Origin of the sequence: Rahnella woolbedingensis, assembly GCF_003602095.1 — a bacterium.
GTDB classification, from domain to species: Bacteria; Pseudomonadota; Gammaproteobacteria; order Enterobacterales; family Enterobacteriaceae; genus Rahnella; species Rahnella woolbedingensis.
This window is the reverse complement of the sequence record NZ_RAHH01000034.1, coordinates 18363-29814: the sequence shown is the minus strand read 5'-3', so window position 1 is coordinate 29814 and position 11452 is coordinate 18363. Positions and strand designations below refer to the sequence as shown.

General features: G+C 50.6%; 11 protein-coding genes. 6 read left to right on the top strand and 5 right to left on the bottom strand.

The features are described 5' to 3' along the window. Window positions 1–23 precede the first annotated feature (23 nt). The 4 genes from D6C13_RS21985 to D6C13_RS21970 form a co-directional block, all read right to left on the bottom strand. A complete protein-coding gene (locus tag D6C13_RS21985; RefSeq protein ID WP_120134813.1) occupies window positions 24–1052 on the bottom strand; it encodes a type II toxin-antitoxin system HipA family toxin in 1029 nt (342 codons plus the stop codon). Next, the gene (locus D6C13_RS21980; RefSeq protein WP_120134812.1) at window positions 1052–1360 is read right to left on the bottom strand and encodes a HipA N-terminal domain-containing protein; all 309 of its coding nucleotides are present in this window, start codon (window positions 1358–1360) and stop codon (window positions 1052–1054) included. The genes D6C13_RS21985 and D6C13_RS21980 overlap by 1 nt, the downstream gene beginning before the upstream one ends. Beyond that, complete coding sequence (locus D6C13_RS25945; RefSeq protein WP_244212740.1) at window positions 1345–1638, bottom strand: helix-turn-helix domain-containing protein; 294 nt, start codon at window positions 1636–1638, stop codon at window positions 1345–1347. Before D6C13_RS25945 ends, D6C13_RS21980 begins: the two co-directional genes overlap by 16 nt. A 226-nt stretch (window positions 1639–1864) precedes the next feature. Next, a complete protein-coding gene (locus D6C13_RS21970) occupies window positions 1865–3310 on the bottom strand; it encodes a sugar porter family MFS transporter (RefSeq protein ID WP_120134811.1) in 1446 nt (481 codons plus the stop codon). Window positions 3311–3658: 348 nt separating this feature from the next. Between D6C13_RS21970 and D6C13_RS21965 the strand changes: the two genes are divergently transcribed. From D6C13_RS21965 to fabV, 5 genes are all read left to right on the top strand, one after another. Beyond that, complete coding sequence (locus D6C13_RS21965) at window positions 3659–6040, top strand: DMSO/selenate family reductase complex A subunit (RefSeq protein ID WP_120134810.1); 2382 nt, start codon at window positions 3659–3661, stop codon at window positions 6038–6040. Further along, the gene (locus D6C13_RS21960) at window positions 6037–6657 is read left to right on the top strand and encodes a DMSO/selenate family reductase complex B subunit (protein WP_120134809.1); all 621 of its coding nucleotides are present in this window, start codon (window positions 6037–6039) and stop codon (window positions 6655–6657) included. The genes D6C13_RS21965 and D6C13_RS21960 overlap by 4 nt, the downstream gene beginning before the upstream one ends. Before the next feature lie 2 nt (window positions 6658–6659). Next, window positions 6660–7505 carry a dimethyl sulfoxide reductase anchor subunit family protein gene (locus D6C13_RS21955; protein WP_120134808.1) on the top strand — a complete coding sequence of 282 codons (846 nt, stop codon included), beginning with the start codon at window positions 6660–6662 and terminating at the stop codon, window positions 7503–7505. Further along, window positions 7505–8380 carry a 4Fe-4S binding protein gene (locus D6C13_RS21950; RefSeq protein WP_120134807.1) on the top strand — a complete coding sequence of 292 codons (876 nt, stop codon included), beginning with the start codon at window positions 7505–7507 and terminating at the stop codon, window positions 8378–8380. Before D6C13_RS21955 ends, D6C13_RS21950 begins: the two co-directional genes overlap by 1 nt. Window positions 8381–8574: 194 nt before the next feature. Continuing rightward, the gene (gene fabV / locus D6C13_RS21945; RefSeq protein WP_120134806.1) at window positions 8575–9771 is read left to right on the top strand and encodes an enoyl-ACP reductase FabV; all 1197 of its coding nucleotides are present in this window, start codon (window positions 8575–8577) and stop codon (window positions 9769–9771) included. A gap of 229 nt (window positions 9772–10000) precedes the next feature. On the opposite strand, the gene D6C13_RS21940 is transcribed toward fabV, so the two are convergent. Next, complete coding sequence (locus D6C13_RS21940) at window positions 10001–10306, bottom strand: YdgH/BhsA/McbA family protein (protein ID WP_120134805.1); 306 nt, start codon at window positions 10304–10306, stop codon at window positions 10001–10003. A gap of 302 nt (window positions 10307–10608) precedes the next feature. On the opposite strand from D6C13_RS21940, the gene D6C13_RS21935 reads away from it, so the two are divergent. Continuing rightward, window positions 10609–11280 carry a helix-turn-helix domain-containing protein gene (locus tag D6C13_RS21935; protein WP_120134804.1) on the top strand — a complete coding sequence of 224 codons (672 nt, stop codon included), beginning with the start codon at window positions 10609–10611 and terminating at the stop codon, window positions 11278–11280. Window positions 11281–11452 lie beyond the last annotated feature (172 nt).

The window sequence follows — 11452 nt, the reverse complement described above, 5'->3', positions numbered from 1 at the left end:
TCGGAATGTGTTTTCCTGGTGGGTCAGGGTAAATCCATAACTTCCAGCAGATGCATTCTGCGGGAAACATATTCAAGAACTTTGTCACGGGGCTCTGCAGGCATATGACTTTCATTGTAAGTATCAATAATCAGCCGGTGGTTCCTGATGACATTGGCTAACCATTTTCGTGCAAGCTGGTTTTGGATCCCGATCCCTTCTCCCAGGGAGACAAAATCAGCGCCAGTGTACTCACCGTAAGATGAGTCAAGACCCGGAGCGATATCCTCACCGTTTTCTTCCCTTTCGAGAAGGGGCAAAGCGAGATATTCACCAAAGGCTGCAGGATAAGGAACAACGCTGATAAAGTCATAGACAGGCGCAAGTGACGGCGGGGCATTCCGGGGGAGCAAAATGCCAAAATTACGCAGATGAAAATCATTATTGCCAAGCACATAGGCGTAAACGATACGTAGAAAAATATCGCGTTTATTCGTCAGATTGTTGCCCAGATTATCCAGCAAAAAGCGGGCAGCTCTTTGGTAACTTACCGCTTTTTTATCGTCGATAGCCCCGTATTTATCGTGGATCCCTATTGCACCATCGAGCTGTTCCTGATGCATTCGCTCTTCACCCATCTGCCCGCGGTCATATCTTCTTATCACGAAGGCCAGCTCCCCCTGTTGGTCTTTTTGCTCTTTTCTGAACCTGACGAGGCCAAAAGCGGGAACTACGAATTTAAGGCGAGCCATTACTGTCATTGTCGCGTGTTCATTTTCGGCGAGATGCGGATACTCTTCCGGAGAGGGTTTCAGAATGTACGTCCCGCCGTTGCTCTCTACCCGAAATTCATTATCCTCAATAGCTAATGATAATTTAGGTTGATAGCCCGATATGCTCATGCCTTTCTGACGCTCAGGTTGTTCCTGAATAAATTGTCTGCGTGTAAAAGGTAAATCCGGCATTACCCTGGGATTTTGTAGTAACAACTTGATGCCTTTCCTGGAGTATCCGGTCTCAATTTCGGCACCCTTCAGCCGACTTAAATTGATCAGGCAGTGTTCTGAATTCATTATTTCATCTCTTTAATCACGACGGCGCCGAGCAAATCATCACCGTTATGCATCAGCAATCCGAATAAGTCCCGGGAGTCGATTTTCTGGATTTCAGAATAGCGCTTGCGTAACCATCCTTCAGGAGCCAGTCCTTTGAAGAAGGGATGTAAGTCCTGACTTAGGTAAGGCTCAATTCTGACCGGCATGCTTAGTGAGAGGGCTGGCCCCATGTATGCGGCGTAATAAGAAAACGCATACTTGCTCTCACGCTCACTTAATACCCCTGCTGCTTCGCCGTACAGCCACACTTCTATTTTTCGAGCCATATTTTTATCCCAAGCTCTTTGAGTAATGCATTGAGATTGAGGGTTTTCGAGCCCGCAGGGTCTGCAATCATTCTTTTAAAAGTGGATAAAGATATGCCAATTTGCAGGGCCAGTTCTTCATAGGTAATGTTTTGTTGTTTCATCTTTTGAATGATGAGAGGCGTCAGTTCGGAAGGTTCAAAGGGGATGCGCTGAACTGCGCTTAACCGTTCAGTGAATAACCGCCTTTCATTTTCAGAAAGCTGAGAGAGGAAAACTTCTACGCTGCTCGGGGTCATATATGACACTTTGTGGCTCGATAGGTGAGAAATTAAACAAGATTTCTCATTATAAGCTGTAAAGTGTCATATTTGAACCTTTTGTGTGTTAAATAAGCAGTTGCGCCATAATCACGTTGAAATCAGGAATTAAAAGGTCAAATATGACACTTGATCCTCAGTCCTTCTATCAGCCAGACAAAAGCCTGGCCGGTAAGATTATGACGTCACTGACTTAACTCCCCGCTTACTGCGGCGCTGGTTCATCCTGTAAACGTTTTTTGAAGTGTTTTTCAATCTGTTCTAACGTTTTCCCCTGTGTTTCGGGCGCAAAGATAATCGCGAATATCCCCCCGGCGACACCGATAGCGGCGAAGGTGAAGAACGACATCGTCAGGCCGAACGTCTCAAGCATAATCGGGAACATAAAGGCGATGGAGAAGTTGGTCATCTGCATGGCAAAAACTGATACTCCGTTGGCCATACCACGGATACGCATCGGGAACATTTCCGACAGCAGCAGCCAGGTCACCGGTGACAGCGCACCTTGCTGGAAACACAGGAAAATCAGCATACCGCCTAAAACCAGATAGCTGCGCACCGCATCGGGATGACCATTGACGGTTTCCGGCATCAGCCAGGTCACCAGCCCGATGGCGAGAAGCGTCAGCGTACAGCCAATCTGACCGGTCAGCAGCAGCGGACGACGGCCAAAACGGCTGAGTAACATAATGCCGACAAAGGTCATGATCACCGAGATGACGCCATTGGCGATGGTGGCAAGCAGCGAAGCGTTGGTGCTCAGCCCGGTGGCCTGCAACATGGTCGGCGCGTAGAACATGATGGTGTTCACGCCGGAAAGTTGCTGCAGCATGGCGATACCAATCCCCAGAAACACCAGGCGTTTCATCCAGACGGAAATCGTCTTCTGGCGGCGGGAATGTTTCTCACTTTTAGAGCTCATGGAACTGCGTATTTCGCTCAGTTCTTTCTCTACCCGGCTGGCTTTACGTGTACGTTCCAAAACGTCACGCGCTTCACGATAGCGACCCTGCATGGCATACCAGCGCGGTGTGTCAGGCAGGAACAGCATCCCGACCCACAAAATCACCGCCGGTACACAGGCGACGCCCAGCATCCAGCGCCAGGTAGTTTCGCCGCCCCAGACTTCATTGATCGCCGCATTACTGGTGTAGGCAATCAGCTGACCGGAGACGATCATCAGTTCCTGTAGTGTGACGAACTGCCAGCGGCGATGAGAGGGCACGATTTCCGCGATATAAATCGGCACAATCGCTGCCGCTCCGCCAACCGCCAGACCGAGGATAAAGCGGAAGAAAATCATCATCTCCACATTGGGCGCGGTCGCGCAGCCGAGTGAACCGGCCATAAATATTACCGCCATCACCAGAATTATTTTCTTACGCCCGAACCTGTCAGCCACACGACCTGCGCAGATAGCACCAACAGCCGAACCCAGGATCAGAAAACTGGTGACCATCCCCGTGGTTAACGATGTCAGATGCAAATCGTGCTTCATAAACAGCAGAGCACCGGCAATCACCCCGGTATCGTAGCCAAACAGTAAACCACCCAAGGTGGCAATAAAGGCGATTACTTTTACCAGCGGTTCGGTCGGCTGTGAGGCTTTTGCTTTCACATCCTGATCCCCGCTTCTTAATTTATCAGTCACAGACGCTCCCTAATCATTGCTTTTATTATGGTTATTGTGTGATTTAGATCACACTCTATAAATCTAATGCAAAATGAGGATTTTGAAAGGAAAGAGGCGAAATGAATGAAAACGGAGAACCATCGACGGGAATTCGCCGGGAAAAATGTCGCCTGTTTGTGACGAAATATTCACGGTTACGATTGTTAAGATTTAAAGAATTATCTTCAAAAATGTGTACCGGCAGAAAAAGGTGACGTGACGAATGTTATTACCCAAAAGTGGGTAGCGCCGTGAGCTGGCTTGATATCCCACAAGGAAGAATTTGAGTTAAGTATGGGATGATCGTTTTCTTTTTGAGCCAATGTTATGAAAAGTAATGATAAATGTGACAATGCTCCGAAGATTACCCGGCGTGATTTCGTCAAGGTCAGCAGCATGGTGGCTGCGCTTCCCCTGGTCGGATTCAAATTCAGTCACGCTGCCGGTAAATCATCCGTTACCCCTTCGCCATTAGCTACGCCTGTGGTCAGCGTGGTACCGACGTGCAGCACGTTCGACTGTGGCGGAAAATGTGATATTCGGGCGCATGTGCAGGATGGCGCGGTGATTCAGATTACGACTCTGCCGGATGCAGAACTTGATCCTGCAATGCCAGTGATGCGTGCCTGTGTCCGTGGCCGGAGTTACCGTAAATTCGTCTACCACCCAGATCGCCTTAAGTATCCGATGAAACGCGTAGGCAAACGTGGTGAAGGCAAATTTGTCCGGATCAGCTGGGATGAGGCGACGACGCTCATTGCTGACAATCTGCAACGCATCACTGATAAATACGGTCCGGCATCGCGTTATGTGCACGTAGGAACCGCCGTCAGCGGCGGCACTTTCTCCGGCGATACCATGGCGCGCCGGTTACTGAATCTGACCGGCGGTCATCTCAGTTACTACCATTCCGTCAGTATGGGCAACACTGCAGCGGCAACGCCATACACCTACGGCGTGGCGGCGAGCGGCAACTCGCTGGATACGCTGACCGATACGCCGCTGGTTATCTTGTGGGGACATAATCCGACTGAGACGATTTTTGGTCACACCAACCACTATTTCCAGCAGATGAAACAAAACGGAACGCGTTTCATCGTAGTGGATCCGCGTTATTCAGACACCGCGTCCTCGCTGGCAGATGAGTGGATCCCATTGCGCCCTTCCACGGATAACGCGCTGATGGATGCGATGATGTACGTCATCATCACAGAAAATCTGCATGATAAAACCTTCATTGAACGGTACACGCTGGGTTTTGATGAAAGCTCAATGCCTGAAGGCGTTCCGGCGAACGAGTCGCTGGTGGCGTATCTGACCGGGGCTAAAGACGGCGTGAAGAAAACACCGGAATGGGCCGAAGTTATTACGCATGTTCCGGCTCAGACCATCCGTCAACTGGCAAGAGATTACGCCATGACCAAACCTGCGGCGCTGATCCAGGGTTGGGGCCCGCAGCGGCATAACTGTGGCGAACGCACTGCGCGCGGCTCGACGTTGCTGGCAACCATCACCGGTAATGTGGGGATCAAAGGCGGTTGGGCGGGCGGTTACGGCGGTATCGGCAATCGTAAATTCACGACTGGCCCGGAAATGCCGGACAATCCGGTGAAGCAAAAAATCTCGGTGATGAACTGGGTGCAGGCAGCTGATGACGCGAGTCAGGTCAGGCCGCAGGACGGGCTGACCGGCGGTGAAAAGCTCGACAGCAATATCCGTATGCTTTTTTCTCTGGCGGGCAATTATCTGGCTAACCAGAACCCGGATATTCATCAGGCCGTCAAAGTCCTGGAAGATGAATCGAAAATCGAATTTATCGTAGCCAGCGATCTTTACCTCACGCCAAGCGCCAGATATGTGGATCTTCTGCTGCCGGAAACCAGCTTTATGGAACGCTGGAATATCGGGGAAACCTGGGGGACAGGCAATTACCTGATGTTGTCCGAAAAACTGATTGAACCGCCATTTGAAAGCCGGTCGGATTACGACTGGTTGCGCGAGGTGGCCGCGAAACTGGGAATCGAACAGGAATTCAGTCAGGGACGCACAGAAAAAGAGTGGATTGCTCACATCTGGGAAAATACCCGTCGCGCGATGCCGGATGAAAAACTGCCCACATTTGAAGAATTGCAGGTCACGCGCCGCCATCTTTTCAAAAGCGCGCCGTTTGTGGCATTTGAAGACAATATCCGCGATCCGAAAAACCATCCTTTCCAGACACCTTCCGGAAAAATTGAGATTTTCTCCCGCAGGCTTTATGACATGCATCATCCTGAAATTCCGGCGCTTTCGCACTATGTGCCTGCCCACGAAGGGCCAGAAGATCCGCTGGCGAAAGAATATCCGTTGCAGCTGATTACCTGGAAAGGCAAAAACCGTGCGAGCTCCACGCAGTATACCAACCCCTGGTTGCAGGAAGTTCAGACGCAAAAACTCTGGATTAATCCGGCGGATGCCGAACGTCGCGGTATTGTGCAGGGCGACAGCGTGCGCATTCACAACAACCGTGGTGTGACGCAAATTCCGGCGGAAGTGACCCAGCGGATTATGCCCGGCGTGGTAGCAATGCAGGCCGGTGCCTGGTGGCAGCCCGATGCCAGCGGCGTGGATTACGGCGGTTGCGCCAACGTACTCAGTTCGGCGCGCATTACCGCGCTGGCGAAAGGGAATTCCCATCAAACTATGCTTGTGGAGGTTGTTAAGGCATGAGCCAGTTTATTGATTATCCACCGGTCAGCGATCGTCAGCTCGGCTTCTTTATCGATTCCTCCCGCTGCTCTGGCTGTAAAGCCTGTCAGGTGGCCTGCAAAGATAAAAACAATCTTGAAGTGGGAAGACGTTTTCGCCGCATTTATGAAGTCAAAGGTGGCGGTTTCATCCCCACAGGGCAGGGAGGAATGGCTAACAACGTGTATGCCTACACGCTGTCGATTTCCTGTAACCACTGCAAAGATCCGGTGTGCACCAAAAACTGCCCGACGACGGCCATGCATAAACGTCCTGGTGATGGCATCGTGCGGGTGAACACCGATAAATGTGTCGGCTGCGGATATTGTGCGTGGTCATGCCCCTACGGCGCGCCTCAGCTGAATGCACAAACCGGACAGATGTCGAAATGCGATTTCTGTATTGATTTACAAGCCGTCGGGGAGCAGCCCGTTTGTGTCGCGACCTGTCCTCTGGGAGCCATTAAGTTTGGTCCGGTTGATGAACTACGGGCGAAGTACGGCAGTCTTTGCGATGTTCAGGGGCTGCCAGATTCTGCGCTGACTCACCCTAATCTGGTCATCAAACCGCACCAGGGTGCAGAAAAAGGGAGTCAATAATCATGCAGGAATGGCCACTGATCATCTTTACGCTGCTGATCCAGCTTTCCGTGGGCAGCACACTCTTCACCACGTTTACGCTGATGTATGCAGCTGACAGTCTGAATATGCAGGAAAAATGGCGCGTCGCCACACCGGCGATGTTGCTGGCTTTTGTCGCCGGAGCGCTGGGACTGATGGTGTCGACTGCGCATCTGGGGTATCCGCTGAATGCGTTCTATGCGCTGAGCCATATCAGCAGCTCATGGCTTAGCAGGGAAATTGTCTTCGCCAGTCTCTATCTGGGTATTCTGGGGCTGACAACGCTGATTGCGCTGGTATCAAAACGCATCGTAACTTCGCTTCTGCTGCTCGCTTCGTTTTTAGGTCTGGTTGATCTCTTCTGCATGAGCGCGATTTATGTTCATGCTTCGGTTGTGACCTGGATGCACATCAATACTTACGTGATGTTTTATGGTACTGCGCTGAGTCTGGGCGCAATTGCCGGGTTGTGGCGCATTTCGCGCTGCCCGTGGCTGCCATGGCGACTGGCCAGAAATCTGGCCGTCATCAGCGGTGGCATACTGATTGCTGTCACCCTGGTACGCCTGCTGGAACAGCCGGTATATATTGAGTATCTGAACGGTGTGAACCCTTATGTCATGACCTTCCCACATCAGCCAATGGTTGCTTTTGTGCAGTCAGATACGTTGCGGCTTATCGCGTGGGTGATCCTGACCCTCGGTGCGGGTATCACGGCGTGCAGCCTGCAAACCCATCGCATCGGGCGGCGATTATTGCTCACTGGCGGTGCTCTGGTGTTGCTTGCCGAAATCCTGCTGCGTTTTAGCTTCTTCAGTATCTACTGATGGAGGTATTTTCACCTGATGCCTGTCCGCGCTTTACCGGTGCCGGACAGGCATGTGTACGTAATACGGTGAAAAACAGCCGCTGCACGGCCTGTGTGGATGCCTGTCCTACGGGGGCGGTGACGCTGAGCGCAACCGGCATGATTGCGATTAACCCGCAGGCCTGTATTGGCTGCGGGTATTGTTTTTTCAACTGCCCGACCGGTGCCGTGGAGGGCATTGCCACGGTACAAAGGCCTTATCGCGGTGACCGGCTGGTGATGCCGCTCAGTGCCATTGTGCCCTGCACAGAAGAGTTGCTGATGTGGCACAGCGAATATGGTATCCGCTATGTGGAAATGGAGCCGGACAGCGCATCAGCCTGGTTTCAGGCCATCGCGGTCCTCAACATCCGCTTAAAAGAGATGTGCGAGCCGCTTTGGAGTGTTCTCCCACCTTGCCCGGATGCGCTGAACGGTTCACGCCGCCGGTGGCTACAGCTCAAAAAAGCAGGGTGCGCTTCGGGCAGTGTGGCCGCGGGAGGCCGGGCCAGACGCGCTCTTTTCACTCAGATCAGCGAATATCGTCCTGATCTCGACAAAGACCGTTGCTCGCTTTGCGGCGCCTGTGTCCGCGTTTGTCCCGAAAAGGCCATCCGGCTCGAAAATTCGGAACTTATGCTGAACCCGATAAAATGCACCGGCTGCGGGAATTGTGAGGCCGTATGCTTTGAGAAGGCGATTGTGGCGCACGAAGCCGGAAGCACTGCCCCGACAGTTTATGGTGTGGAACAGGTGCGATGCCGGATATGTCACCGCGATTTTCACGCCTGGTCATTACGGGAAGATAAGTGTCCGGTCTGCCGTCGTCATACTTTTGGAATGCGTGAAGCCTGAATGAACCCTTGCGCCGGAACTGCATTACACTTCACGGGGCAGCGGCCTATTTTTTATCCTTTCTGCTGAAAAAGAGTCTGTTTTGTCATCAGAGAAGTCTGTTTACCGGGCGACAGAGCGTCAGGTTTTGCCTGAAACGGCGCAAACCTATATTCTATCGGCCTAATTACTGAGACAGTTGCAATGAGGTCTATATGATTATCAAACCACGCATCCGTGGCTTTATCTGTGTTACTGCCCATCCGGAAGGTTGCAAGGCGAACGTAAAAGAACAAATCGACTACGTTACCGCACAAGGCAAAATCGACGGCGGTCCGAAAAAAGTTCTGGTGATCGGCGCTTCAACCGGTTACGGCCTCGCTGCCCGCATCTCTGCTGCTTTTGGTTCTGACGCCGCAACCCTGGGCATTTTCTTCGAACGTGCAGGCGATGAATCCAAAACCGCGACTGCGGGCTGGTATAACTCCGCTGCATTCGAAGAATTTGCAGAAGCAAAAGGCCTGTACGCAAAAAGCATCAACGGCGACGCGTTCTCTGATGAAGTGAAGCAAAAGACCATTGAGCTTATCAAACAAGATTTGGGTCAGGTTGATCTGGTGGTATACAGCCTGGCAGCACCGCGCCGTACCCATCCGAAAACCGGTGAAGTGTTCAACTCCACCCTGAAACCAATCGGTAAGCAAGTCACAATCCGTGGCATCAATACCGATAAAGAAATCATCAATGAAACTACGCTGGAACCGGCTTCTCCTGAAGAAATCGCCGGTACTGTGGCAGTGATGGGTGGCGAAGACTGGCAGATGTGGATTGATGACCTGAAAGCCGCCGGTGTGCTGGCTGAAGGCGCGAAAACCACTGCTTTCACCTACCTGGGTGAAGAAGTGACGCAGGACATCTACTGGAACGGTTCAATCGGTGAAGCGAAGAAGGATCTGGACAAGCGTGTTCTGGATATCCGCAGCTCACTGGCCACTCAGGGCGGTGACGCACGTGTTTCCGTACTGAAAGCCGTGGTGACTCAGGCGAGTTCTGCAATTCCAGTAATGCCACTGTACTTGTCACTGCTGTTCAAAGTGATGAAAGAGAAAGGCACTCATGAGGGTTGTATCGAGCAGGTCTACGGTCTGTACAAAGACAGCCTGTACGGCGCTGAGCCGCTGGTGGATAACGAAGGCCGTCTGCGCGCTGACCTGAAAGAGATCGCGCCAGAAGTGCAGGAAGAAGTCGGTAAACTGTGGGATGAAGTCACCAACGATAATATCGCTGAACTGACGGATTTCGCCGGTTACAAAAGTGAATTCATGCGTCTGTTTGGCTTCGGCCTGAACGGCGTGGATTACGCTGCTGATACCAATCCAGACGTGAAAATCAAAAATCTGATCCAGATGTAATTTGGTTTTACGTTAAGCGATTGCTGAAAACCCCATATCTACCGAAAGGTGAATGTGGGGTTTTTTATTGGGGATCGGGAGAATGAGTCGTCCGATGTATGCACAGACTATGGGAGTTCAACGATGAGTTGTCGGCAGCTGGCGCATAAATAAAGGCGAATTCAATAAAAAAGCCGCAGACCATAGAGGTGTGCGGCTTTTCGCATTCCATCAATACTGTCAGAAAACATCAGTCATAGGCCACTTTATGATTGATATGATAAAACGTGGCGGTGGCCGCCATGACATGTTGTTCTTCCTTACCCGGCTTGTGTGATTCCACGTTGGTAATATGGTAGCCAACGGCACCGGCATCTAACGCTTTTTTCACAATCGCAGTGTTGAGTTCTTCCATGGACGTCGCCCAGGAAACCGTCGTCACCCCAACGGCTTGCAGGGAGGCTATTTCACGATGTGATAATCCACTGCGGATCAGAACAGGTTTCACAGACTTCGGATAAAAAATGGATAAAACATCATTTACTAAGCCTTTCATGGAGTTGTTCCTCATGATTGAATCGGGTTGTTCGTTGTACCGTGAATTAATGGGAAAGAGTTCGCCTGACAAATTTAGCGGCACAAGGTTAATAAACACCTTTTTATGTGAGTGTCTTTAGCTTTAATTGCTAATTCTTTGTTAAGAAAGCTTTCGCCACAATTAACGTAATTTTAAAAGAAGATATTCTCACTTCGTTACAGGATCGCTAATTTTGAAATAGGAGAAAGATTAAATCCCTGACTTCCGGCCGTTCAGTTATACTCAACGTCCAAAGCTGAAGGGCAGAGCAGAGCACTGATATGAATGATGAAGCTGAAAATTGCAGGGTCCCAAATTCAGAAAATATTCCGATGGCGAAACCACTAAAATCCATTGAAACATTGATTCAGTATTTCAGGAATGAATCTACCCCTTTGCTGCTCCGTGATAGCGAAAGCGAATTTAAACTTCACAATTCGCAGGGGGAATTGCAGGTCATCCTCGTTCTGGAAGGCCTTGTGGACGTATACCGCAATTCCGATCAACTGCTGTTTGCAACGGCCTCTGCGCCGACGATTTTTGGTATGCAAGGTTCCCCCTACCGGTACAACATGTACAAGTTTGTGTGCCATCCGGGCTGTATTTTAGAAAGCCTGTCTTTATCCGCTGTGGTGAAGATCATCATGGAACACCAGCTCCTCGAAGAATTGCTGACCTGTCAGACCTACTTCAACGATTATCACGCCTACAGAACCAATATGCTGATCAATAAATCAGCGTATGAAATTGTGCGTGCCTTTTTACTTGAGCTGGAAAGGGAGCCTGCTGAAATTCGTGCGAATATTAATGTTCCGGCTTTTATTCTGGCACGCAGCAATCTGGCGAGAAGCGGCGTGATGAAAATCCTGGCTGAATTACGACAGGGGGAATATATAAAAATCGAAAACGGTAAGTTGATCTCCATTCTTCGCGTGTTACCTAAAGCATTCTGATGCAGAGCCCGTCAATTCTTAGAACCCGTGTCAGCCTCTGAGGCTAATGACGTCGTTATTCCTCCTGATATCTCCTTTCAATATTGTTCCTTGTCTATTTATGGACAGACATCTCCTGTTCACTCCCCCGACATTAAATAATGATGATTGAAACTTTTACTCCATTTAAGGT

Coding starts and splice junctions, on each gene's coding strand:
- D6C13_RS21955 (WP_120134808.1), top strand. CDS start 6,660: ATGCAGGAATGGCCACTGATCATCTTTACGCTGCTGATCCAGCTTTCC.
- D6C13_RS21965 (WP_120134810.1), top strand. CDS start 3,659: ATGAAAAGTAATGATAAATGTGACAATGCTCCGAAGATTACCCGGCGT.
- D6C13_RS21935 (WP_120134804.1), top strand. CDS start 10,609: ATGAATGATGAAGCTGAAAATTGCAGGGTCCCAAATTCAGAAAATATT.
- D6C13_RS25945 (WP_244212740.1), bottom strand. CDS start 1,638: ATGACCCCGAGCAGCGTAGAAGTTTTCCTCTCTCAGCTTTCTGAAAAT.
- D6C13_RS21960 (WP_120134809.1), top strand. CDS start 6,037: ATGAGCCAGTTTATTGATTATCCACCGGTCAGCGATCGTCAGCTCGGC.
- D6C13_RS21985 (WP_120134813.1), bottom strand. CDS start 1,052: ATGAATTCAGAACACTGCCTGATCAATTTAAGTCGGCTGAAGGGTGCC.
- fabV (WP_120134806.1), top strand. CDS start 8,575: ATGATTATCAAACCACGCATCCGTGGCTTTATCTGTGTTACTGCCCAT.
- D6C13_RS21940 (WP_120134805.1), bottom strand. CDS start 10,306: ATGAAAGGCTTAGTAAATGATGTTTTATCCATTTTTTATCCGAAGTCT.
- D6C13_RS21980 (WP_120134812.1), bottom strand. CDS start 1,360: ATGGCTCGAAAAATAGAAGTGTGGCTGTACGGCGAAGCAGCAGGGGTA.
- D6C13_RS21950 (WP_120134807.1), top strand. CDS start 7,505: ATGGAGGTATTTTCACCTGATGCCTGTCCGCGCTTTACCGGTGCCGGA.